The following is a 22,383-nucleotide window of genomic DNA, read 5'->3' as shown; positions in this document are numbered from 1 at the left end:
CCCCGGATTCATTCCGGGGCCTACGCCATGGATGGCACGGGCACCCGAAAGATCACTTCCGACGGCCGCGCGCGCTGATGGGTAGGCCCCGGAATGAATCCGGGGAGTGTGGGTGTTTAGAGAGGTTGGATTAAGCCCGCACCAGATCCCGCGACAGGGCGCTCAGCACTGCCGGGCCGCTTTCCGTCACCACCACGGTCTCGCCGATCCCCATGGCGTGGCCGGTGCGGGTGTCGCCGAGCATCACGTGCGGGAAGAACACCATGCCCGGCCGCAGCTCCAGCGGATTGCCGGCATAGATCATCGGCGGCACGTCCATCCAGCTGGGCCGGTAGGTGGCGCCCAGCGAATAGCCGCAGGCGGCGTAGCGCACCTCCGCATAGCAGGCCGCATCGAGCCGGGCGCGGTGGATCTCGTCCACCCGGCCCAGCGGCTCGCCCGGCCGGAACGCCTCCAGCATCTCCTCCAGCGTGTCGCGCACCAGGGCGTGCATCGACGACTGGGCCTCGGACACGGCTCCGATCGTCACGCAGCGCTCGATACAGGCATTGTAGCGGCGGAAGGTGCCGGCCAGTTCGACCATCACCAGATCGCTCTCGCCCAGCCCCCGCGCGCCGCCCACGCCGCGCCCGTAGACCGCACGGGAGCCGGAATTCACCAGCGGCCCCGCCGGCGGCATGTCGCCACCGCCCTCCAGCATGGCCTTCATCGCCGCCGCGGTCAGCGCGCTGTCCAGCACGCCCGGCCGCGCGGTCTCGGCGATGGCGGTCACGGCCGCGTCCGCGAGCGCCGCCGCCCGGCGCATCAGATCCAACTCGGCCGGCGACTTGACCACGCGCAGGCCGCGGACGATCCCGCTCGCCTCCACCAGGTCGACCACGCCCTCGGCGGCCTCGTAGACCGCCCGGCAGTTGAAGCCGGTCAGGCTGTAGCTGTCGGTCTCGATGCCGACCCGTCGGCCCTCCAGCCCCTCGTCCTTCAGGATGCCGACAAGGTCGCGCGCCGGATTGGCGCCCTCCGCGTTGAGCCAGACCCGCACCGCCTCGATCCGCGAGGTGTCGCGCGCCTGGGCGACATCCGGTCGGCGGCACAGCAGGGTGCTGGGCCGGTCCACGGCATGCAGCACGGCACACTGGAAGAAGACGTAGCCGCCGCCGTCATAGCCGAAGAGGTAGTAGAGACTCTCCTGGGCGAAGACGATCAGCGCATCGAGCCCGCGCGACGCCATCTCGTGTCGGGCGGCGGCGAGGCGGGCGTCGTACTCGGCGTCGTCGAAGGGGCGCACGCCGGAAACGGTGGGCTGGCCGGTCAGGTCCGTTCGTCCCGTCGGTCGCGTGTCACGTATTCGCCGGTGCGCTCGTCGCGGACCAGGTCCACCACGTCGTCGCGCCCATGGGTCCCCTCGGGCCGTCCGCGATCCGGCCGGTCGCCCGACTTCTCGGCGGCGACCTTGGCCTTGCGCGCGGCATCGAGCCGGCCGATCAGGCGGAAACCGAACCAGATGGCGCCGATGATGGCGGCAAGGGCGACGAGTTTGGAGATACTGAACATGACCCTAGAATTGACCGTGCGGATGGTGCTGCGCAAGTGCGATGGTCAGGGAACTGATGGCGCCAGCGCCTCGTAATGGACGACGGTACGCCCCTCCTTCTGCCGCTCCCACACCAGCGAGAAGCCGAGCGATTCGAGCAGCGTGCGCGAGATCACGTTGTCGCCCCGGGCGAAGGCCACGATCCGCGGCAGGGCGAGCGGGCCGAACCCGTGCGCCAAGGTCGCCACCGACGCCTCCCGCGCGTATCCCTTGCCACGGCCGGCGGTGAGCAGCCCGTAGCTGATCTCCGGCACGGTGCCGTCCTCCAGGTAGCGCAGGCCGCACTCGCCGAGAAACGCCCCGCCCTCGCGCTCGATCACCGCATACATGCCGAAGCCGTGCTCGCGCCAATGGGCGATCATCTCGTCGACCACGGCCGAGGCGGCGTCGCGGTCGAGCACGCCGAGCTTGCGCACGCTCATCACCTCCGGGGTGCCGAGAAAGGTGATCAGGTCGCTCCTGTGGGCCTCCTCCACCGGCTGCAGGATCAGCCGGACGGTCTCGATCGGGCCGTTCAAAGGCCGAACCGGGACCAGAGAGCCCGCTCGCCGATCGCCGACATGGCCCCCTCGCCGATCGCCACCGGGTCCATGGACGCGCCGAAGCGCAGCTTCTCCAGCAGCGAGCGGCGGCGCTCGATCTGCCGGAAGCGGGTCTTGTCGCCGTGGCGGGCGCGCATGGTGCTGCGCAGCTCGCCCTCGCCGTCCGCCAGGCCGATGGCGATGCCGCGGCCGCCGGTCCAGAACTTGCCCTCGAACAGCTCCGGCTCCTCCTCGGTCTTCAGGCCCTCGCCGCGCCGGTCGCGGACCCACTGGATGAAGAGCTGGTGCAGTTCGACCTGGACCGCCTTGAGGTGCGACACGTCCTCCTCGCGCTCCGGGCTGAACGGGTCGAGCAGCGCCTTGCGGCTGCCGGCGGTATGGACTCGGCGCTCGACCCCGAGCTTGTCCAGCGCCTCGACGAAGCCGAACCCGGCGCTGATCACCCCGATCGAGCCGATGATGGAGGCCGGGTTGACCAGGATCTCGTCGGCGGCACAGGCGATCCAGTACCCGCCCGACGCGGCCACATCCTCCACGAAGGCGGTGACCGGCTTCTCATGCTCGGAGGCGAGGTCGCGGATCCGCCGGGCGATCAGGTCGGACTGCACCGGGGAGCCGCCGGGCGAGTTGATCACCAGGGCGACGGCAGTGGTGTGCTTGTCCTTGAAGGCCTCCTCGAGGGCTGGGGCGACGGTTTCCAGGGACAGGCCGCGCCGGGTCGGGCCGGAGCCGCCGATGATGCCGCGCAGGGTGACGACGGACACGGTCGGCGGACGTTTGCGGAACCGGTCGAGGATCGGATCAAGAATTGCCATGGCGGGTAGATAAGGCGGCCGCCCTCAAAGATCGAGAGGCGCGCCGCGCAGGACGGCGTCGGCCTGATCCGTATAGGCCCCGTCCTCCGCATGCAGCACCAGGCCCGGCGCCAGGCGCAGGGGTGCCCGGCCGCCCCGCACCGCCCGGACCAGCACGCGGCCGGCATCCCGACCGGCCTTGGGGAACAGCGGGAAGACCACGACCGAGCCGAAGCCGCGCGCCAGAGCGGCCAGGATGTCGTCCAGCCGGTCGGCCCGGTGCACCAGCGTGACCGTTCCCTTGTGCCGCAGGCAGCGTCGGGCCACCGCAATCCAGTCGGCGAGGTCGGACCCGGCCTCCACCCCGGCCGCCGCCCGTCCGGCATCCGGCGAGGGATCGGCCCGGTCGGCCGGCAGATAGGGCGGGTTGGCGGCGACATGGTCGATCCTCCCGGCCTCCCAGGTCGCCGGCAGGGCCGTCAGATCGGCGGTCTCGATGCGGCCGGCGATGCCGTTGGCCGCCAGGGTGCGGCGGGCGAGATCGGCCATGGCGGGATCGCGCTCGACGCCGATCACCTCCACCCCCGGCACCCGACCGGCGAGGCAGGCGAAGACCGCCCCGGCGCCGCAGCCGAGATCCACCACCCGCTCCCCCGCCCGCGCCGGAACGCCGGCGGCGAGCAGCACCGGATCGACCGCCGCCCGGTACCCGGTCTTCGGCTGGACCAGCCGCACCCGCCCGTCGAGCAGGAGATCCTCGGTGGTTTCCATCTCACCCAAATCACACACCTTCACGCCACATCTAACCTCTCACGCACTCCCCGGATTTATTCCGGGGCCCACACGGGACGCAGCCCTGATGGCGGAGGATAGAACTCCGGCGTCCGGAAAGCCCAGAGGTAGGCCCCGGAATAAATCCGGGGAGTGAATCAGGGGATGGGAGAGAAAGGTATGGGAGAGGAGAAGAAAGAAGTGCGAGCCCTATTTCGGATCCAGCGCCTCGCCCGCCTCCTCGAGCAGCGCCTTGGCGGCGGCGAAATCGTCGCTCGCCACCATCAGCCGGCGCGGAATCGCCCCGGCGCTGCCTTCCAGCACGCTCATCCCGCCGTCCAGCACCAGCGGTTCGATCCCCTCCGAGGTCAGCAGGGCTTGAAGATAGGACAGCCGCACCAGATCGTTGGTGCGCAGAAGTTCCCGCATGCGGCACTGACCTCCGAAGGTTCGGGGTGGATGGTTATGGCGCAGGGCCCGGGCGAGACGCGGTTGACTTCGCCTCGCGACCGCTCTTTCTATGCTCGCACAGCACACAGAGGTGTCAAGCAACGCCGCAGGAGCGAACCCGTGTCCGTCACCGCATCGGCATCCCAGACCGGCCCCGACAGCGCCGACCGCAGGCCCAGTTTCGACGCCCTGCGCGCCCTGGTCGCCGACGACCTGGTCAAAGTCAACGAGACCATCATCCGCGAGATGCACAGCCCGGTGGCGCTGATCCCGCAGCTCGCCGGCCATATCGTCGCCTCGGGCGGCAAGCGGCTGCGGCCGATGCTGACGTTGGCCGCCGCCGGCCTGGTCGGTTACGAGGGCTCCCGGCATATCGACCTCGCCGCCTGCGTGGAGTTCATCCACACCGCCACCCTGCTGCATGACGACGTGGTCGACGAGAGCAACCTGCGCCGCGGCAAGGACACCGCCAACGCGGTCTGGGGCAACCAGGCCAGCGTGCTGGTCGGCGACTTCCTGTTCAGCCGCGCCTTCCAGCTCATGGTGGCCGACGGCTCCCTGAAGGTGCTGAAGATCCTGTCCGACGCCTCGGCCGTCATCGCCGAGGGCGAGGTGCACCAGCTCGTCACCACCAACGACATCGAGACCACCGAGGCCGCCTATCTGCAGGTGATCGAGAGCAAGACGGCGGTGCTGTTCGCCGCCGCCTCGCAGATCGGCGCCGTGGTCGCCGAGCGCCCGGAGAGCGAGGAGAAGGCGCTGGAATCCTTCGGCCGCAACCTCGGCGTGGCGTTCCAGCTCGTGGACGACGTGCTTGACTATTCGGCCCAGCAGGAAGCGCTCGGCAAGACCGTCGGCGACGATTTCCGCGAGGGCAAGATGACCCTGCCGGTGATCCTGGCCTATGCCGCCGGCGACGAGGAGGAGCGGGCGTTCTGGCGCCGGACGGTCGGCGACATGGACCAGACCGAGGCCGACCTCGCCCATGCCCAGGCGCTGATGACCAAGCACGGGACCCTGGCCAAGACCCTGAACCGCGCCCGCGACTACGCCGAGGCGGCGCACCGCGACCTCGACCTCTTCGCCCCCACCGCCCACCGCCGGGCGATGGAGGAGGTCATCGATTTCTGCGTCGACCGGGCGTACTGACGGCCCGGCACCTCTCCCCCTAGCCCGTCATCCCGGTTCGTCCCCGGGCACGACCCGGGGCGAGACCGGGACCCATCGGCGTCGGCTCTTCGACCTCGAGATCTCGGCCCGCACCCGGATCAATCCCGGATTAAATCCGGGACGGGTGCGTCCGGGATGACGAATGGGTGAAGTGCGAGAGCGTCCCTTGCCCCGCCGCCGGATGCCGTCGAGCATGGTCCCTCAACAGACAGGGGCAAACCCCATGACGATCCGCATTCTCGGCCGGGCCAATTCCTTCAACGTGCGCAAGGTGCTCTGGGCCAGCGACGAGCTCGGGGTGGCCTATACCCGGGAGGACTGGGGCCGCGGCTTCCGGCCGACCACCGATCCCGAGTTCCAGGCGATCAACCCGATCGGCCTGGTCCCCGCCGTGGTGCTGGAGGACGGCACCGTGCTGCGGGAGAGCAACACGATCATCCGCTTCCTCGCCACCGTGTCGGGCGACACCGCCCTCTACCCCGCCGCCCCCATCGCCCGGGCCGGGGTGGAGCAGTGGATGGACTGGGCCAATTACGAGACCTCCATCTCCCTGCGCGGCGCCTTCCTCGGCGGCCAGCTCAACGAGCCCCCGTGGAACCATCCCTGGTTCATCGAGCAGGGCCGCGCGCACATCACCAAGGAGGTCGGCCAATTGGATGCTCATCTGGCACGGGGCGGGCCGTACATCACCGGGGAGAGCTTCACCCTGGCCGACATCCCGATCGGGCTGGTGGTGAACCGCTGGTTCAACCTGACCTTCGAGGGCAAGCCGGACTATCCGGCGGTGGCGCGCTATTACGAGACGCTCAGCGAGCGCCCGGCCTATCTGAAGCACGGACGCAACGGGCTGCCTTAAGGGGTCACTCTCCGGCCTCGCCCGTCATCCTGAATTCAATTCAGGATCGAGCCTCGAAAGCAGGCAGCTTGGTCCTGAATTGAATTCAGGACGACGGCTGAGTATTCGCGCATGAAAGCGACCAGTTACCCGCAGAGGGCAACGATCTCCGCATGAAGCGCCGCCGGGATCGCCGCCCCTTCGGTCGCGGTCTTCGCCCGGTTCAGATGCCGGCGGCCGGCGGGAAGCCGTGTCCCCTCCTCGGCCAGGATGCGCTCGAACAGCAGCTCCGCATGGGCCGCCCAGCCGTTGGCGTCGCCCAGGCGCCCCGGGTCGATCGCCAGCATGAACTCGCCCCCGTTCGGCGGGCCGCCGTCCTTGGCGTCGCTTTCCCAGGCCTCGAAGCTGAACTTGTCGCCGATCAGCGCGCCGGCCAGCAACTCCACCATCATCGCGATGGAGGCGCCCTTGTAGCCGCCGAAGGGAAGCTGCGCGCCGCCGTCCAGGATCGCGTTCGGGTCGGTCGTCTCGTGACCGTCCCTGTCGATGCCGGTGCCCGGCGGCACGTCGTGGCCGTCGCGGGCGGCGATCATGATCTCGCCCCGCGCCAGGGCCGAGGACGCCTGGTCGAACACCATCGGCGGCTTGCCCGGCCGCGGCCAGCCGAAGGACATCGGGTTGGTGCCGTAGATCGGCGTGCGGCCGCCCGGATGGACCACATAGGGGAAGGCGGCGGTGAAGGCGAAGGCGCAGAGCCCGGCTTCCGCCAGCGGCTCGACCTCGTACCAGAGCGCCTGGAAATGGTGGATGTCGGTGATCGCCATCGCGGCCACGCCCTGGGAGCGGGCCCGCTCGATCAGCGGCTCGCGGCCGAGTTGCTGGGCCAGCGGCGCGAAGCCGCCGTCGCCCTTCACCCGCAGCACCGCCGGCGCCAAGTCCTCCAGCACCGGCACCGCGTGGCCGTTGGCCTTGCCGCTCTTCAGCGACTTGATGTAGCCCGGCACCCGGAACAGCCCGTGGCTCTTGGCCCCGTCGCGCTCGGCATTGTGGATCACGTCCGCCACCGCCTCGGCATTGGCCGTGTCGCAGCCATTGGCCAGGAAACACCGGATGCTGAGGTCGCGCACCTCGTCCAGGGTCAGGGTGACGGTCGCGCTGTCGCCGGCGGGCATGGGCGGGCCTCCGAGTGGGTGAGGAAGGGCGGCCGGCACCCGCCGACCCGGACGCCAGCAAAGCAGAGCCGGCCGGCCGGCGGAACCCCGGAGTTTGGAGCGCCCGGCGCGGTCATCCGGGCCACCGCGAAGGAAGTGCGATTTGCGACGAGTTCCTTCTTGATGCGCCGCAGCCGGTCCGCTATATGACGCCCTCGCCTCCCGGCGGGCCGTCCTTCGGCCCGTCACAAGGTCCGGTCGGGGAGTAGCTCAGCCTGGTAGAGCACTGTCTTCGGGAGGCAGGGGCCGGAGGTTCGAATCCTCTCTCCCCGACCATTCATACCGCCGCCTGAGGCGCGCTTCCCTCCTTATACGACGTCCGCGAAATCACCCCTGCCAAAACGGCTCCAGCCGTGCCTGCAGCCAGATCAGCGACGGATAGGCCGCGACCCAGACCCAGACGAAGCGGTTGAATCCGAACAGCGCGAAATTCGCCAGGTGGAACAGTAGCATCGCCGCCAGGGCCGCGATCAGCACCGGCTGGGAGACCAGCGCCAGGGGAAACAGCAGCTCTAGCAGGATCACCGCCCAGGACATCGCGCAGAGCAGGCGCGGCCAATGGGTCCAGCCGCGGGTCGCCTCGCTGACCGGATAGACGGAGTAGAGGAAGACGTCCCGCAGCGCCCGGCCGGTGCGCCAGTCCGCGTGGACCACCTTCGACAGGCCGGATTTGAAGTAGGAGAAGATCACCTGCAGGGCGAGATAGCCGAAGACGTATTCCTGCCAGCGCGCCGACGGCATCAGGTGGACGGCGAACAGCGCGGTGATCAGCAGCAGGCTCAGCAGGTCGCTGCCGCCGTTATAGGGCCCCTGGAACCGCCGCAGGATGAACAGGGCGTTGACGAACAGCGCGGCACAGATCCAGGCGGGCTGCACACCGGCCATCAGCAGCCCAGCGAGGACCAGGCGCAGGGCGTAGTGCGGCCGTTCGTCCGGCAGCCCGAAAAGATGCTCCAGGCTCTGCTGGATCAGCGCGACCGAGAGCAGGATCTCGGTCAGCCGGATGGCGTCGTCGAGGCTCATGGCTCCTGCGGGTCCAGGGTGGGATAGGCCGGCGAGACATAGGCCACGTCCCGGCGCAGACGCGCGCCCTCCCGGCTGACGAAGACCAGGCGGAAGCGGAAATAGGGCGCCGCCCTCCCCTGCGCCGCCCTCTCCTGCATGGCCAGGTCGCGGCGCAGCCGGCGGCGGATCTCGCGGCTGGAATGCTCGCTCGGGTCCTGCATCAGCCGTTCGGCGCAGGTCGCCAGATACAGCGTTTCGTTCCAGTGCGGGTTCCAGAAGAACGACACCACCCGCGCTACCGGGCCGAGACGTGCCCTCAGCGGCCGGCATTCCCGCCAGGCCGGATCGTCCGCCGGCGGCTCCGTGTCGGGCGTGTCGGCCAGAGCCAGCTCGATGCGCGGCGACGGGGCGATGACATCGAAGAACCGCCAGGACGGGAACAGGGCCGGCATCACCAGCTTGACGACATCCAACATGACGATCCTCCCCCGCGCGGCCGGCCGGTGCCTGTTCAGACCGTCCGATAGGACGGGAAGGTCACGATCATCGTGGTTCCCCGCCCCGGCTCGCTATGGACCGTCAGTTCCGCGTCATGGGCCTCCACGTGGCCGCTGACGATGGCGAGCCCCAGCCCGACCCCCTCGTGCGGGCTCGTCATCGCGTCCGGATGCTGCCAGAACGGCTGGGTGATCTGTCCGATCAGCTCGCCCGGAATGCCGATACCCTCATCCGCGACCGTCAGGACGATCCGGCGCTGGTCGTCCAGCCCGGCGGAGACCTGGACCTGGGATCCCTGGGCGGAGAACTTCACCGCATTGGCCAGCAGGTTCTGGATGATCTGGTACAGCATCTGCGGGTCGGCGCGCAGGGCCGGCAGCGACGGCTGGATCGACGGGTTGATCCGCACGTCCCGCTCGCGCGCCGCGGGGGTCAGGTCGGTCACCGCCGCCAGCACCGCCGCGGTCACGTCGATGCCGCTCTCGTCGATGTTCGACTGCAGCCGCTCCAGCCGGGCGAATTCCAGGATCTGCTCGATCATCTTCAGCAGCCGCGAGCCACTGCCCGAGATGTCGCCCGCATAGCCGACATAGCGGTCGTTGCCGAGCGGGCCGAAGGGCTGGCTGCGCAGCATGTCGGCGAAGCCGATGATGGCGTTCAGCGGGGTGCGCAGCTCGTGACTCATATTGGCCAGGAACTGCGACTTGGCCTGGCTCGCCAGTTCCGCCCGCTCGATGGCCGCCCGCAAGTCCACCTCGCGCTGCTTGATCTCGGTGATGTCGGAATAGATGCAGACCATGCCGCCCTCGGCCGTCCGCCGCTCGTCCACCTGGTACCAGCGGCCGTCCCGGGTCTCCATCTCGTAGCGCTGGCTCTCGGCCGCGAAGACCGAGAGGCGGGCCTCCACCCATTCCGCCTCGCGCCCCGCCGCCTCCACCGGGGTGTGACGGCCGGCGACCAGGGTGCGCAGCAGGGTGGCGTAGGGGGTGCCATCCGCACCGTCGATCGCGGCGTCCAGCATCTCGCAATAGGCGTCGTTGCAGCGCAGCAGCCGCCCATCCGGCGCGAACAGGGCGAAACCGTCGGTGATCGCGTCGACCGCATCATGCAGCCGCTGGGTGGTCAGGGCGGCGAAGGCCTCCGCCGCGCGGCGGGCGCTGACATCCCGCAGCACCAGAATGTAGACCCGCTCGGACCCGGCCATGGATTCCGCAAGGGTGATCTCGGTCGGCACGTCCCCGGAGCAGTCCGGGCCGTGCGCCTCCACCTCGATGGTCTCCGGCCGGTCGGCCGCCCGCGCCAGCGTCGCCGCCGGCGCGCGCTCCAGCTCCGCCGCCCAGGGACCCGACAGCCGGCGGAAGATCGGCTGGCCGAACAGCGCCTGCTCCGGCCGTCCCAGCAGGCTGCAGGCCGCCCGGTTCGCCGTCCGCACCTTTGCATCGTCGCCGATGGTGACGATGGCGTCGAAGCTGGCGTCGATCACCTCGCGGATATAGGCGTCGTGGCGCTTCAGGGCCGCCTCGTTGCGCCGGCGCAGCACGGTCTCGGCCCGGTAGTCGCCGATCACGAAGCTGCCGACCAGCAGCAGCGAGGTCACCGAGAAGAAGGTCGGGTCGACCAGGGCGCCGAAGCCGACCTGGGCATAGGCGGCGACGCCGACCGCACCGCCCATCAGGACGACGCCGACGGCGGGCTTCAGATGCGGGCTGAGGCGGGGCAGCAGGCCGACCAGCAGCAGCCCCACCAGGGCCGTGGCCAGAATCTCGGCCCAGCCGAGAACCGGGTCGCGCCGGGGCGCACGGTCGGTGAGGATCGTGTCGACGGCCAGCGCCTGGAACTGCAGTCCGGAGATCGTGCCCTCGAAGCCGATCCGGACCCGGTCGCCCACGCCGGCGGCGGAACTGCCGATCACGGCGACGCGACCGGCGACGAGGTCCGGCGGCACGGTGCCGGACAGAACGTCGATCGCGGAGACGGTGGTGACACGGTCGGGCGCGGCCATGTCGACCCAGAGCAGGCCCCCGGAATCGGTGGGCACGAACTGCGGACCGACCGACACGCCGGTCATCCCGAACGGCGACGGCACCTCCACCAGCATGTTCGGCTGGCCCAGGGCCACCCGGGCGATGTCGAGCGCCATGCCGGGCTGCAGGGTGCCGCCCACCCGGAAGAGGGTCGGGATCCGCCGGGCGGTCCCGTCCGGCTCTGGCAGCAGGCTCACCACCCCCTGCCCGCGGCTGGCCTGATGGATCGGCGGCACGTTCTCGAGGATCGCGCCGATCGCCGGCAGATCCACAAGGTCGTGGTGCCCCCGCACGGCGATCCGGCTCGGCGCGGTCGGGCCGGAGGCGGTGCCATCAGCCGCCGGAATGGCGGCGACGGCGGTGACGCTCGGCACCCGCCCCATAGCAGCGGCCAGGGCCTCGTCATAGCCGCCCAGCGCCTCCAGTTCCCGCCGCAGGGTCGCGTCCAGATCCGGCAGGGAGCGGGCCAGGACGGTCGGCGACATCCGATCCGGCTCGGCGAACAGGATATTGAAGCCGACGGTGCGGACCCCGTCCGCCGCCAGGCGGTCGACCAGATCGACCAGGTGCCGGCGGGGCCAGGGCCATTGGCCGAGAGCGGCGAGGCTGCGGTCGTCCACATCGACTGCCAGGACCGGCGAGGGGTCGGCGGCCGCACCGCGCATCTGCAGCTGCAGGTCGAACCCCCACAGCCGCAGGATCTGCAGCGGAGCGACGTCGAGGATGCGCAGGAGCAGCAGGACACCGAGCAGGCCGAGGGCGATCAGCCGGCCGTGGCGCACGAGCCGGGAGAGACGACCGTCCTCCGGCTCGTCGAGCCAGTGGAATTCGCTCGTCACCCCGCCCTGCCGCGTGCCGGCCTCTCCCGGTATCCGTCTCGCCATCGCCCCCTCAGCTGTCCACCCGCATGCGCGCCATGTCGGCCTACCGGATCACGATCTCGACCCGGCGGTTGCGCGCCTCGGCCACACCATCGGCCGTGGGCACCACCGGGGCGCGTTCGCCATAGGAGACGACGGTCACGACCCGCTCCGGCACGCCGAGCCCGAGCACCTCCTGGGCCACCAGTTCCGCCCGGTCCAGGGCGAGCTGGTCGTTGAACGCCGCCGAACCGCTGCGGTCCGTATGGCCCGACACCTCCACCTGGGGCAGCTTGCGCTGGCGCACGGCCTCCAGCACCTCGCTCAGCTTGCGGGCGGAGTCCGGCGTCAGGCGGTCGGTTCCCTGTTCGAAATACAGCAGGAACGCAACCGGCGGCGTCGGCCCGGCGGCCAGCGCGCGACCGAACACCGCCTCCACATCCTCCACCAGGAAGGTGCCGGTCGATTGCGGTCCGTCCTGGGCATCGGCGGTCACCGCGCTCTCGCGGTCGCTGTCCAGCACCACCGACCCTTGCGGGTTCTCCACCTGGATCACCCCGACCACGCCGTCGGTGTCCGGCAGCAGCACGATCAACGCCCCGCCCACGGCAGACTCAATCGCCGTCACGGCCGCCAGGAAGGTCTCACGGCAGCGGGCGATGTCGTCGGCCTGGTGCCCCTCCTCCTGCTCCTGCATCCAGCAGTCGAACGCGGCCTGACCGCGGGCGCTGTCCGGGCCGACGATCGAGCGGGCGCCGGCACCGAACAGGGCGAGCAGACGGGCCCGGGCGGCCCCCAGTTCCTCCTGCGCCGCCTCGGTCAGGGCGCGCTCGGCGAGCGCTTCCGGTGGAAACACCTCTCCCTTGGCGGCGCGGATGGCCCGGTTGTAGAAGCGGGCGGTGTCCGGCCAGTCGTACTCGGCGCGCTCCATGTCCCCCAGTGCGGCGTATTCGCTGCTCAGGTCGCGCAGGAAGACCGAGTCCTGCGGCGGCAGGCCGGAGAGTTCCTTGGTGTCGTAGGGGCCGGCGGCGCAGGCGGCGACGCTCATCAGAAGCGCCGCGGCGGCGAGCCGGCGGACGATCGGTGCAAGGAGAACGGCCATGGCGTCAGTTCCCCTCCGGCGCCGGCACGCGGACCGCGAACCGGGTGCCCCGGACCGCGACGACCGACAGCGGCGTCTTTATCTGGATGTTCTCCGGGGCGATCTTCCCGATCCGGCCGGACTGGTAGACCATCGTCCCCTGCAGGATCTGGCCGAAGAAGCCGAAGGCGTCGCGCTGCGGCGCGAACTCGAAGGAGGACAGCTCGAACCGGGAGTTCGGTCCGAGCGAGATCAGCGTGCCGTCGTTCAGCGTGACGCCGACCGCCCCGGCCGCACCGGTCCGCAATGTGTCCGACCGATGGACGTCCAGCCCCTCGACCGCGGGGATCACGGCACCGGCCCGTTCGACCGCCGCCTCGCCATCCACCACCTTGACCGTCCCAATGGCCGGTCCGAAATCCTGCGCGCTTGTCGGCAATACGACCGAGAGCGCGAGGAGAAGCCCCAAGAGCAACCCACGCATCTGTCTGTCTCTTTGTCCGTTTCTTATTACCCCCACCCCCGTGCGGGCTATGCGGGAACTCTACCTTCCCCGATCAACGCGGTCGACAGTCCTGCGACAGTTCGCACACCGCCGCCCGGGACCGCGTCAACCGGCGGCGAAACGGCCGAAGGAGAACGGCGCCAGCAGCTCCGGGCGCCGGTCGTCGAGCGCCCATTGCGCCAGCAGTTCGGTGACCGCCGGCGCGATCGCCCAGCCATGGCCGGTCCAGCCGGCGGCGTAGATCACATGCGGGTTGCCGGGAAGCTGGTCGATCACCGGAATGCCGTCGATGGAGTCGGCCTCCAGATGGTCGGTATCCGCCGCGTCGATCTCGATCCCCTCCAGACCCGGATAGACCGCGACCGCATCGGCCACGTTGGCGGCGATCTCCTCCGGGATCGGGGTGCCGCGGCCGGTCGCATGGTCCCAGCGCCCGAGCCGCCCGCCGGAGATCATCAGCCGGCCGTCCGGCTCGCGCTTGAGGGACAGTGTGCGGCTGGCATGGCCCACCAGGTGACGCACCGGGTTCTCGGCCAGGGGCTTCGACACCAGCACCTGCAGCGCCAGGTTCCAGGTCGGCAGGTCGAGCCAGGGGGCGATCAGCGACCGCACGCCGGCATTGGCGAGGATGAACAGCCGGCCGGTCACCGGAATCTCCTCGCCGTCGCCAGTCGCGACCGCGACCACCGTGCCGTCGCGGGTCACCAGCCGCTCGACCTTCACGCCCTCGCGGATCGTCACCCCAGCCTTCACGGCGTTCTCGGCATAGGCCTTGGTGGTGTGGGCGTGGAACGCCACTCCGTCACCGGGACAATGCAGGGCCGCCCGCACGAACGGGGCGACGCCGGGCTCCAGCTCCCGCATCTCCGCTTCGGACAGGAAGGCGGTCGGAATGCCGAACCGGGACTGCAGCGCCGCCCGGGTCTCCGCCCTCGGCAGGTCGACCGGTCGCTCGATCAGTTGGAGGTGTCCGGTCTGCTCGAACAGCGGATCGGTGCCGAGCTGCTGGTGCAGGGTCGGCCAGATCCGCCGCGCCCGGGCCATCAGCGGCAGCTCCCGGTGGTCGCGGCAGTTCGCCCGCACACCGCGGCGCCCCGGGCCGCCCGACGCGCCGGAGGCCACGGTGTTAGCCTCTAGAAGCGTGACCGCCTCGCCGCGCGTCGCCAGATGCCACGCCACGGCAGCACCATAGACGCCGCCACCGATGATGAGGGTCATGCGACCTCCCAGAAACCGATCCGATCAGACGGCGCCATCTTCCGGGATGCCCCGACCGCGCACCAGGGTCTGTTTTCGCGCGAATGCAAGGCGGGGCGCTCAGGCCAACGAATGGGTGTGGCCGTCCACCGACAGCGCCTGACCGGAGATCTTCGCCCCCGCCGGCGAGGCCAGGAACATCGCGGCATCGGCCACGTCATCGGCGCTCACCCAGCTACGCAGGGACACCCCGGCGACATAGCGGGCGCGCAGCTCGGCCTCGGTCAGGCCGGTCGCCTTCGCCTCGTTGGCCAGCACCCGGTCCATGCGGTCGCCCTCCACCGAGCCGGGGCAGATCGCGTTCACCCGTACGCCATGGGGCCCAAGTTCCATCGCCAGGGTCTTCATCAGGCCGATGATCCCCCATTTCGACGTGGCATAGGGGCTGCGGTTGGGATAGCCGTGCAGCCCGGCCGACGACGACATCAGGATCAGCGAACCGCCGCCGCCGGCCTTCAGCACCCGCGCCGCCCAGCGGCAGGTCAGGAAGGCGCCGTCCAGGTTCACCGCGAGACAGGCGCGCCAGCCCTCCAGGCTGTGGTCCTCGATCAGCCCGGCCGGCCCGCCGGTCCCCGCATTGGCGATCACGACATCGGCCCCGCTCCACTGCGTCTCCACCTCGCCGAAGAACGCGTCCATCTGCGCCTCGTCGGTGACGTCGGCCTGGCGCGCGATCGAACCGGCGATCTCCGTGCCGGCGGCCGCCACGGCGGTCGCATCGACGTCGCACAGCGCCACACGGGCGCCGGCGGCGGCGAACCGTCGGGCATAGACCAGGCCGATCCCCGACGCACCGGCGGTGATGACGACGCGGACGTCGCGGAAGGTGTCGTGGGTCTGCATCATGCCCTCGCGCTCACAGTGATCCCGGCCTCCTAGAGCACCCGATGCGGGGCTTCAACCGGCGGCAGTCGCCCCCAACCTCAGCTCGACCGGCCCTCAAGCCCGGCGGCGGCCGCTCCGCTCGCCCCCGGAATGCGCATCTCGAAGACTTCGGTCACGCTGGTGTAGTCGTAATAGCCGAGCCGGGCGAGCGGTCGGATCCGGGGGATGTCGAGCTTGCCCTCGGGCGTCACCACCGCGTCGTCCACATGAATGCGCATCACCTCGCCATAGACCACGTCGACCCAGCCGTGGTTGGAGCGCCCCTGGAGACGGTGGGTCGACAGGTAGCGGCACTCGAAATGCGCCGGACTCTCCGCCACCCGGGGACCGGGCGCGTCGATGCAGGGCGCCTTGGTCACCCCGGCCCGCTCGAACTCGTCGACATCGGACGGCAGTTCCATCGAGGTGATGTTCACCGCCTCGCGCAGATCGTAGGTGGCCATGTTCCAGACGAACCACCCGGTCTGTTCCGCGTTGATCACCGTGTCCTTGCGCCGCCCGTCGCTCAACTGGTTGGCAGCGAACATCACCATGGGCGGATCGAAGGTCAGGTTCTGCCACTGGCTATAGGGCGCCAGGTTCGGCACGCCGTCCACGGAAACGGTCGACAGCCAGCCGATCGGCCGCGGCACGGTGCAGCTCTTGAACGGCGAGAACGGCAGCGGGCAGGGTTCGGTCGCGGGGGCGTAGTGCATGGGGCGTCTCCTCGTCGCTGACGAGGAACCGTAGGAGAGATCGGCGGCCCGCGGAACCGGGGCAATGCACTCGGGCCAGGGCGATTGCAGGTCGCCTCCGGGCGAGTTCGCCATTACGGAGAAATTAACCAGTTTGCCTAGGATTTTCCGAATGCCGGCCGGGGTAAACGATGTCCCGAGTGTGATCCGACCGGGATGGGGGTTCGTATGAATGTATACAATTAGTCACTCCCCACGCGGGTGAAGTAGTGCTAGGCATTCGCCGCCAATCTTCGTCCGCTCACCTGTCCTCCTTCGGCTCCGTCAAATACCGCAACACCTGACCGAGCAGAAAACCGGAATGTACACGCTAGGAGAGTTGCATTGTTTGAGGTTCTGACCGGTGGTCTGGGCATGCGCTCGACTGGCGCCACTTTAGGCGCGCTGAACAAATCGCAGGCCATCATCGAATTCACCCCGAAGGGCAAAATTCTGAGGGCGAACAAGAACTTCCTTGAGGCCATGGGATACCGGGCCGGCGAAGTTATCGGCAAACATCACTCGATGTTCGTGGAAAAGAGCTACGCCGGTTCTCCGGAATACCGGAAGTTCTGGGAGACCCTGGCCAAGGGTGAATTCATGCGCAGCGAGTTCCGCCGCTTCCGCAAGGACGGGTCGGAGATCTGGCTGCAGGCCTCCTACAACCCGGTCATCGGATTCGGCGGGCGCGTCACCAAGGTGGTCAAGCTGGCCACCGACATCACGGAGGAGAAGCGCCGCGCGGCCGAGGTGCAGGGCCAGATCAACGCCATCCGGCGCTCCCAGGCGGTGATCGAGTTCGCCCTGGACGGCACGATCCTGGAGGCCAACGGGAACTTCCTGTCGGCCATGGGCTATACCGCCCAGGAGATCGTCGGCCGGCATCATTCCATGTTCGTCGACCCGGCCGAGAAACATTCGACCGAGTACAGGCGGTTCTGGGAGTCCCTGGGACGCGGCGAGTTCCACGAGGGACAGTTCCGGCGGCTCGCCAAGGGCGGGCGCGAGATCTGGATCCGCGCGACCTACAACCCGATCCTCGACGCCGCCGGTCGGCCCTACAAGGTGGTGAAATTCGCCTCCGACATCACCGACGCAAAGCTGCAGTTCGCCGATTTCCAGGGCCAGATCGCGGCCATCAACAAGTCCCAGGCGGTCATCGAGTTCGAACTGGACGGCACGATCCTGAAGGCCAATGACAACTTCCTGAACACGATGGGATATACGGCCGATCAGGTGGTCGGCCGCCACCACCGGATGTTCGTGGCGCCGTCGGAGGTGCAGACCGCGGAGTATGGCCGGTTCTGGGCCAATCTCGGGCAGGGCCACTATCAGTCCGGCCAGTACAAGCGGATCGGCAAGGACGGCAAGGAAGTCTGGATCGAGGCGTCCTACAACCCGATCTTCGATGCCGCGGGCCGGCCCTTCAAGGTCGTCAAATACGCCACCGACATCACCGCCGACGTGCGCCAGAAGGCGCATTTCAACATCCTGTCCCTGGTCGCCAACGAGACCGACAACAGCGTCATCATCACCGATCCAGAGGGACGGGTCGAATACGTCAATGCCGGCTTCACCCGGATGACCGGCTTCAGCGCCGAGGAGGCGAAGGGCAAGATCCCGGGTCGCCTGCTCCAGGGCGAGCACACCGACCCCGACACGGTGCGGACCATTCGCGAGAACCTGAAGCTCCGCCGGCCCTTCGTGGTGGAGATCCTCAATTACACGAAGAGCCGAAAGCCGCATTGGATCTCGCTGTCGATCAACCCCGTCTTCGACAAGAGCGGCAAGGTCGAACGCTACGTCTCTGTTCAGGTGGACATCACCGAGACCAAGCAGCGCGCCCTGGAGGCTGGGGCCCGGATCACCGCGATCGAGCAGTCCAATCTGGTGCTGGAATGGGACAGCGGGGGCCGTCTGTCCGCCGCCAACGACCTGGCGCTGACCGCGCTCGGCGTGCGCTCGATCGATGACGCCCGCGCCATCTCCGGCATCGCCTTCGACACCCTGTTCGAGCCAGCGGTCCGCGACCAGCTCCACGCCGGCGAGGCGGTGGTGCGCGAACTCTCCGTGAACATCGGCAATGCCGCCCGGCTGTACCTGGCCGCCACCGTCCAGCCCCTGCGCGACGTCCATGGCGAGTTGCAGCGGGTGGTTGTCTACGCCACCGATACGACCGCCAGCCGGACCTCGATCGAGAAGACCCAGGAGATCATGGACGAGGTCCTGAACCGCATCCATGTGACGGCGAGCAATATCTCCGACGTGTCGGAGCAGACCAACCTGCTGGCCCTCAACGCCACCATCGAGGCCTCTCGGGCCGGCGACGCGGGACGCGGCTTCGCCGTTGTCGCCTCGGAGGTGAAGACCTTGGCCTCGCGCTCGGCCGCCCTGTCGACGGAGATCGCGAGCCTGATCTCGGAGACCCAACAGCAGATCGAGCAGTTCCGCTCCAGCGCCACCCGCTGAGCGGTTGGCCGGTCAGAGCCCGTCGAGGAAGGATTTCAGCGCGGCGTTGTAGGCGGCGGTGTCCTCCAGATACGGCGCGTGTCCGACCCCCGGAAGAACGGCCGTCTGAACTTGCGCCGATCCGCAGGCGAGCGCGGCGAGCAGCCCGTCGCTGAGCTCGCGGGTGACCGTGTGGTCCTCAGCACCGGTGATCACCAGGACCGGCAGCGACAGGGAGGCCAGGGCGGCGGTGTTGTCCGCCTCGGCGATCAGGCGCATGGCCTGCGCCAGCCCCTCGCGCCGGGTCTCCGCCGCGATGCCGGTCAGCCGGTCGAGGATCTCCGGCGCGCAGTCGGCGGCCGCCATGCTCTTCGCGCGGCGCGCGCCGTATTCCCGGGCCGGCAGGGTCTCCAGTTCGTTCAGCCGGGCGAGATAGGGCTCGCTCAGCGGCGTGCCCGACGGCTGCCGCCGACCCAGCAGGGTGCAGGACAGGGCCAGCGCCCGCAGCCGGTCGGGATAGGAGCCGGCGAAGCGGCCGGCGACGACGCCGCCCATGGAATGGCCCAGCAGCACGAAGGTCGGCAGGTCCAGCGCGTCGACCAGCGCAGCGAGTGCCGCGGCATAGGCGTCCACGTTCGGCGCGACCGTATCCGATTCCCCGTATCCCGGCGCGTCCCAGGCGGTGATGCACCAGGAGCCGGAGAAGGCCGCGGCCTGCTCCTCCCAGGTGCGGGAGTTGCCGGCCAGGCCGTGCAGCAGGACCAGGTCGGGCCCGCTCCCGGCCTGGCGATAGGAGAGGCGGCCCTGGTCGAGATCGAGGGTCTTGCGGTCGGCGAAGGACATGGGGTCGGCTCCGGGAGGGGACTCGGCGGGATCGTCCATCCCTAGAGACAATACGCCCCGTCAGCAATGGCGGAACCGACACCTGACCGGTACCGGGAAAGGGTCGGCCAAGACCGCAACCAATAGATAGCAATTTATATTAATTAGTTCTTATGAGTTATCCCGTATGTTCCAATGAAGATCGCGTTCGGAGGATGTGCAGGTGGAGAATCTCGGGACCAACGACCTGAAATGCAAGGAAGTCTGCGCCGGTCGCCAGGTGCCCTTGGGCGCTTACGAGCCGCCCTGCGTCTGCGACCGCGGCGGGGTTCCGGCGGCGTTTCCCAGGTTCGGCGACGACTCCTTGCAGGGGCTGCTGCGCTATTGGCTCTCCCTGCAGGTCGACGGCCGCGTGCCCGAACGCACCGACTTCGATCCGACCCGCGTCCCGGCCCTGCTGAGCCGGTTCTGGATCATCCAGCGCGAGCCCGGCACCGGCCGCTACCGGTTTCTGCTGGCCGGTGAGCAGATCCGGTCGCTGTTCAACCGCCGTGTGGCCGACATCTATGTGGACGACCTGTTCAAGGGGCACGAGGCGGCGATGCACGACGCCCTGAGCCAGGTTATGGACACGCCGGCCATCCACTACGCCGTGGGTCCGCTCTACCGGGCCGGCCTGTATCCGCTGCACACCGAGCGCCTCGCGCTGCCGATGGCAGAGAACGGCGTGGTGACCTCGGTCTACGGCGCGACACTCTACCGCCGACCGACCGCCGCGCCGAGTTCGGACACCGAATTCATCGACGGTGTCCGGCCAGTTGTCCTGCCGCTCAGCGACCTGCCCTGCAAAGGCTGTCTGCTGCTGTGACGGGGTGTCAGGTGCCCGGTCGGGATAGCCGGATGCCCAGGGAAAATGGTGGGCCCGGCAGGATTCGAACCTGCGACAACACCGTTATGAGCGGCGCGTTCTGACCGCTGAACTACGGGCCCCCGGCCACGGCGCGAAGCCGCGACCTCCGTCACCACTTATCGTCGCGCGGTCGCCACATTGTCAACGCACGTGACCGTAAAGCGGCGCCGACGGCCGCCCGTCAGCCCGCCATGAGCCGGTCGAAGATCGGGTCCGGATCCTCCACCTCCACCAGCCAGCCGCCCTCGATCACCCAGATCCGGGTCGCCACCGCCCGCACGAAGGCGCGGTCGTGGCTGACCAGCAGGCACGCGGCCTGGTGGCGGACCAGTTCCTCCTCGAGCATCTCCTGCCCCTCGATATCGAGATGGTTGGTCGGCTCGTCCAGCAGGAAGAAGTTGGGCTCGACCAGCCGCAGCAGCAGCATGGCCAGCCGCGCCCGCTGACCGCCGGAGAGCCGGCCGATCGGGTGGTGCTGGGCATCGACGGCGATTCCGGCGCCGGCGAGCTGGGAGCGGGCCTGATGGTCGTTCAGGCCGCTCGACCGCTTGACCGCCTCCCAGGGCGAGGCGAAACTGTCGAGCTGGGACAGCGCTTGGTTCGAATAGCCCATCCGGAGGCTGGCCGCCCCGCGGATCTGCGGATCACCGCCGGATAGCGCCGCCCGCAGCCTTTCCACCAGCCGGGTCTTGCCGGTGCCGTTCGCCCCGAGCAGGGCCACCCGGTCGCCTCTCCTGATCAGCGCCTTGGCGATCCGGAACAGCCGCCTTCCGTCGGGTGTCGCGATCTCGGCGTCCTCCAGGGTCATCAGCGCCTTGGCATGGATGTCGCTGCTGGACAGGTGGATGTTCCCGGCGGAGCGTTCCTGATGGGCCGGGCGCGCCTGCTCCTCCAGCCGGTCGGCCCGCTCCGAGAGCTGCTTGGTCTTCACCACCAACAGGTCGGAGCCTGAATTGATGCCGATATTCTTCAGCTTCGCCGCCTGCTGACGCAGGGTCTTCACCTTGCGCATGTCGTTCTCGAACTGCCGGTCCCGCGCCGCGTCGCGTTCGGCCAGCGCCGTCACGGCGCGGGTATAGGGCAGCGCGAAATCCACGCTCTCCTGCGGGCGCAGGAACAGGGTGCGGGTGGTGACGTCGTCGAGGAAGGCGCGGTCGTGGCTCGCCGCGATCACCGCGCAGTCCTTGGGCAGGGCGGCAAGGAACCGCTCCAGCACGCCGATCCGGCCGATATCCAGGTGGTTGGTCGGCTCGTCCAGCAGCAACAGGTCCGGCTCGACCACGGCCGCCCGGGCCAGCAGCATGGTGCGCTGCCAGCCGCCGGACAGGCGCCCGACCGCGACGTCGCGCAGGGACGTGTCCACCGCCAGGTCCTCCATCAGGATGTCGACCCGCCAGCTCTCGGTTTCCGCCGCCTCCGCATCCAGCGCGTCGCGCACCGCCTCGTACAGGCTGAGCGAGAGAAGCCGTTCCGGCGGATCCTGCGGCGCGACCGCGACCACCAGCCCACGCGACCGGGTGACGCTGCCGGTCGTGCCCTCCTCCTCGCCGGCGAGGATCCGCAGCAGGGAAGACTTGCCGCGCCCGTTGGCGGCGACCAGGCCCAGGCGGTCGCCCCGGGCGACGGTGAAATCGAGCCCCTGGAACAGGGTCTCGGCGCGAATCAGGGAGAGGTCTTTGACGGCGATCAGGGACATGGGGGTCTCATCGGAAGTCAGGCAGACGCGGAATGCGCGTCAAATGAGGCTGACGGATGAGACGGCGATAGGTGTCCCGGTCAGCCCCGCGGGATCAGGCGCGGGGCGGAGACAGGTCCTCGGGTACGGTCATGGAAGCGCTGGTGGAGCACCGGCTTCCCCTTCTTTTCTTCGGATCGCGGACACCGATTGATAGCCACGCCGAGACCCTCTGACAAGAGACACGTGGAGGGGCTGCAAAACCGCAAACTAGGTCTGCAACATTGACCTTTGCTGCGACGCACAATTTATCTTGTGCACCGCAACAAACTGACT

General features: G+C 69.1%; 21 protein-coding genes and 2 tRNA genes. 5 read left to right on the top strand and 18 right to left on the bottom strand.

All coding sequences use genetic code 11. The features are described 5' to 3' along the window. Positions 1-130: 130 nt before the first annotated feature. The 6 genes from ACOQOP_RS23410 to ACOQOP_RS23385 all read right to left on the bottom strand — a co-directional run bounded on the left by ACOQOP_RS23410 (position 131) and on the right by ACOQOP_RS23385 (position 4,127). A complete protein-coding gene (locus tag ACOQOP_RS23410; protein WP_420564237.1) occupies positions 131-1,285 on the bottom strand; it encodes a M24 family metallopeptidase in 1,155 nt (384 codons plus the stop codon). 23 nt (positions 1,286-1,308) lie between these two features. Beyond that, on the bottom strand, positions 1,309-1,551 hold the full coding sequence (locus ACOQOP_RS23405) for a hypothetical protein (protein ID WP_420564236.1): 243 nt from the start codon (positions 1,549-1,551) through the stop codon (positions 1,309-1,311). A gap of 45 nt (positions 1,552-1,596) precedes the next feature. Beyond that, positions 1,597-2,109, bottom strand: coding sequence for a GNAT family N-acetyltransferase (locus ACOQOP_RS23400; RefSeq protein ID WP_420564235.1), 513 nt, complete (start codon positions 2,107-2,109; stop codon positions 1,597-1,599). After that, complete coding sequence (locus ACOQOP_RS23395) at positions 2,106-2,948, bottom strand: S49 family peptidase (RefSeq protein WP_420564234.1); 843 nt, start codon at positions 2,946-2,948, stop codon at positions 2,106-2,108. The genes ACOQOP_RS23400 and ACOQOP_RS23395 overlap by 4 nt, the downstream gene beginning before the upstream one ends. Before the next feature lie 24 nt (positions 2,949-2,972). Continuing rightward, a complete protein-coding gene (locus ACOQOP_RS23390) occupies positions 2,973-3,698 on the bottom strand; it encodes a tRNA1(Val) (adenine(37)-N6)-methyltransferase (RefSeq protein WP_420564233.1) in 726 nt (241 codons plus the stop codon). A gap of 210 nt (positions 3,699-3,908) precedes the next feature. After that, positions 3,909-4,127 (bottom strand): DUF2007 domain-containing protein, encoded by a 219-nt coding sequence (locus tag ACOQOP_RS23385; protein ID WP_420564232.1) that lies wholly within the window; start codon positions 4,125-4,127, stop codon positions 3,909-3,911. Between the two features lie 141 nt (positions 4,128-4,268). On the opposite strand from ACOQOP_RS23385, the gene ACOQOP_RS23380 reads away from it, so the two are divergent. Then, a complete protein-coding gene (locus ACOQOP_RS23380; protein WP_420564231.1) occupies positions 4,269-5,297 on the top strand; it encodes a polyprenyl synthetase family protein in 1,029 nt (342 codons plus the stop codon). A 244-nt stretch (positions 5,298-5,541) separates the two neighbouring features. Beyond that, complete coding sequence (locus ACOQOP_RS23375; RefSeq protein ID WP_420564230.1) at positions 5,542-6,174, top strand: glutathione S-transferase family protein; 633 nt, start codon at positions 5,542-5,544, stop codon at positions 6,172-6,174. A gap of 125 nt (positions 6,175-6,299) precedes the next feature. Here the strand turns inward: ACOQOP_RS23375 and ACOQOP_RS23370 are convergent, their stop codons facing one another. Next, a complete protein-coding gene (locus tag ACOQOP_RS23370) occupies positions 6,300-7,325 on the bottom strand; it encodes an Ldh family oxidoreductase (protein WP_420564229.1) in 1,026 nt (341 codons plus the stop codon). A gap of 238 nt (positions 7,326-7,563) precedes the next feature. Here ACOQOP_RS23370 and ACOQOP_RS23365 point away from each other — a divergent pair. Next, positions 7,564-7,640: transfer RNA gene (locus ACOQOP_RS23365), tRNA-Pro, on the top strand. Between the two features lie 51 nt (positions 7,641-7,691). On the opposite strand, the gene ACOQOP_RS23360 is transcribed toward ACOQOP_RS23365, so the two are convergent. The 8 genes from ACOQOP_RS23360 to ACOQOP_RS23325 form a co-directional block, all read right to left on the bottom strand. Continuing rightward, positions 7,692-8,387 (bottom strand): HTTM domain-containing protein, encoded by a 696-nt coding sequence (locus ACOQOP_RS23360; protein ID WP_420564228.1) that lies wholly within the window; start codon positions 8,385-8,387, stop codon positions 7,692-7,694. Next, positions 8,384-8,845, bottom strand: coding sequence for a hypothetical protein (locus ACOQOP_RS23355; RefSeq protein ID WP_420564227.1), 462 nt, complete (start codon positions 8,843-8,845; stop codon positions 8,384-8,386). The genes ACOQOP_RS23360 and ACOQOP_RS23355 overlap by 4 nt, the downstream gene beginning before the upstream one ends. Before the next feature lie 35 nt (positions 8,846-8,880). Continuing rightward, the gene (locus tag ACOQOP_RS23350) at positions 8,881-11,775 is read right to left on the bottom strand and encodes a CHASE2 domain-containing protein (protein WP_420564226.1); all 2,895 of its coding nucleotides are present in this window, start codon (positions 11,773-11,775) and stop codon (positions 8,881-8,883) included. Positions 11,776-11,815: 40 nt separating this feature from the next. Then, entirely contained in the window at positions 11,816-12,853 is a 1,038-nt protein-coding gene (locus ACOQOP_RS23345) for an OmpA family protein (RefSeq protein ID WP_420564225.1), read from the bottom strand. Between the two features lie 4 nt (positions 12,854-12,857). Beyond that, positions 12,858-13,316, bottom strand: a complete 459-nt coding sequence (locus ACOQOP_RS23340) for a FecR family protein (RefSeq protein WP_420564224.1) — start codon at positions 13,314-13,316, stop codon at positions 12,858-12,860. 126 nt (positions 13,317-13,442) lie between these two features. Further along, entirely contained in the window at positions 13,443-14,555 is a 1,113-nt protein-coding gene (locus ACOQOP_RS23335) for an NAD(P)/FAD-dependent oxidoreductase (protein ID WP_420564223.1), read from the bottom strand. A gap of 99 nt (positions 14,556-14,654) precedes the next feature. After that, on the bottom strand, positions 14,655-15,440 hold the full coding sequence (locus ACOQOP_RS23330) for an SDR family oxidoreductase (RefSeq protein ID WP_420564222.1): 786 nt from the start codon (positions 15,438-15,440) through the stop codon (positions 14,655-14,657). A 77-nt stretch (positions 15,441-15,517) separates the two neighbouring features. Next, positions 15,518-16,174 carry a flavin reductase family protein gene (locus tag ACOQOP_RS23325; protein WP_420564221.1) on the bottom strand — a complete coding sequence of 219 codons (657 nt, stop codon included), beginning with the start codon at positions 16,172-16,174 and terminating at the stop codon, positions 15,518-15,520. A gap of 363 nt (positions 16,175-16,537) precedes the next feature. Between ACOQOP_RS23325 and ACOQOP_RS23320 the strand changes: the two genes are divergently transcribed. Then, a complete protein-coding gene (locus tag ACOQOP_RS23320; protein ID WP_420564220.1) occupies positions 16,538-18,661 on the top strand; it encodes a PAS domain S-box protein in 2,124 nt (707 codons plus the stop codon). Between the two features lie 12 nt (positions 18,662-18,673). Here the strand turns inward: ACOQOP_RS23320 and ACOQOP_RS23315 are convergent, their stop codons facing one another. Further along, positions 18,674-19,483 carry an alpha/beta fold hydrolase gene (locus ACOQOP_RS23315; RefSeq protein WP_420564219.1) on the bottom strand — a complete coding sequence of 270 codons (810 nt, stop codon included), beginning with the start codon at positions 19,481-19,483 and terminating at the stop codon, positions 18,674-18,676. 202 nt (positions 19,484-19,685) lie between these two features. On the opposite strand from ACOQOP_RS23315, the gene ACOQOP_RS23310 reads away from it, so the two are divergent. After that, positions 19,686-20,330, top strand: coding sequence for a PAS domain-containing protein (locus tag ACOQOP_RS23310; RefSeq protein WP_420564218.1), 645 nt, complete (start codon positions 19,686-19,688; stop codon positions 20,328-20,330). 46 nt (positions 20,331-20,376) lie between these two features. Here the strand turns inward: ACOQOP_RS23310 and ACOQOP_RS23305 are convergent. After that, positions 20,377-20,452: transfer RNA gene (locus ACOQOP_RS23305), tRNA-Ile, on the bottom strand. A 101-nt stretch (positions 20,453-20,553) separates the two neighbouring features. After that, positions 20,554-22,068 carry an ABC-F family ATP-binding cassette domain-containing protein gene (locus ACOQOP_RS23300; RefSeq protein WP_420564217.1) on the bottom strand — a complete coding sequence of 505 codons (1,515 nt, stop codon included), beginning with the start codon at positions 22,066-22,068 and terminating at the stop codon, positions 20,554-20,556. Positions 22,069-22,383: the final 315 nt, after the last annotated feature.

The organism is Thalassobaculum sp., from assembly GCF_965223715.1.
Lineage (GTDB): Bacteria > Pseudomonadota > Alphaproteobacteria > Thalassobaculales > Thalassobaculaceae > Thalassobaculum.
The sequence above is the reverse complement of the archived record's forward strand: the minus strand, read 5'-3'. Positions and strand labels throughout refer to the sequence as shown.

Bases quoted from the DNA above. Each gene is read 5' to 3' on its own strand.
- ACOQOP_RS23330 (WP_420564222.1), bottom strand. From the start codon at position 15,440: ATGATGCAGACCCACGACACCTTCCGCGACGTCCGCGTCGTCATCACC.
- ACOQOP_RS23325 (WP_420564221.1), bottom strand. From the start codon at position 16,174: ATGCACTACGCCCCCGCGACCGAACCCTGCCCGCTGCCGTTCTCGCCG.
- ACOQOP_RS23405 (WP_420564236.1), bottom strand. From the start codon at position 1,551: ATGTTCAGTATCTCCAAACTCGTCGCCCTTGCCGCCATCATCGGCGCC.
- ACOQOP_RS23315 (WP_420564219.1), bottom strand. From the start codon at position 19,483: ATGTCCTTCGCCGACCGCAAGACCCTCGATCTCGACCAGGGCCGCCTC.
- ACOQOP_RS23345 (WP_420564225.1), bottom strand. From the start codon at position 12,853: ATGGCCGTTCTCCTTGCACCGATCGTCCGCCGGCTCGCCGCCGCGGCG.
- ACOQOP_RS23350 (WP_420564226.1), bottom strand. From the start codon at position 11,775: ATGGCGAGACGGATACCGGGAGAGGCCGGCACGCGGCAGGGCGGGGTG.
- ACOQOP_RS23335 (WP_420564223.1), bottom strand. From the start codon at position 14,555: ATGACCCTCATCATCGGTGGCGGCGTCTATGGTGCTGCCGTGGCGTGG.
- ACOQOP_RS23390 (WP_420564233.1), bottom strand. From the start codon at position 3,698: ATGGAAACCACCGAGGATCTCCTGCTCGACGGGCGGGTGCGGCTGGTC.
- ACOQOP_RS23360 (WP_420564228.1), bottom strand. From the start codon at position 8,387: ATGAGCCTCGACGACGCCATCCGGCTGACCGAGATCCTGCTCTCGGTC.
- ACOQOP_RS23395 (WP_420564234.1), bottom strand. From the start codon at position 2,948: ATGGCAATTCTTGATCCGATCCTCGACCGGTTCCGCAAACGTCCGCCG.
- ACOQOP_RS23375 (WP_420564230.1), top strand. From the start codon at position 5,542: ATGACGATCCGCATTCTCGGCCGGGCCAATTCCTTCAACGTGCGCAAG.
- ACOQOP_RS23300 (WP_420564217.1), bottom strand. From the start codon at position 22,068: ATGTCCCTGATCGCCGTCAAAGACCTCTCCCTGATTCGCGCCGAGACC.
- ACOQOP_RS23340 (WP_420564224.1), bottom strand. From the start codon at position 13,316: ATGCGTGGGTTGCTCTTGGGGCTTCTCCTCGCGCTCTCGGTCGTATTG.
- ACOQOP_RS23370 (WP_420564229.1), bottom strand. From the start codon at position 7,325: ATGCCCGCCGGCGACAGCGCGACCGTCACCCTGACCCTGGACGAGGTG.
- ACOQOP_RS23355 (WP_420564227.1), bottom strand. From the start codon at position 8,845: ATGTTGGATGTCGTCAAGCTGGTGATGCCGGCCCTGTTCCCGTCCTGG.
- ACOQOP_RS23385 (WP_420564232.1), bottom strand. From the start codon at position 4,127: ATGCGGGAACTTCTGCGCACCAACGATCTGGTGCGGCTGTCCTATCTT.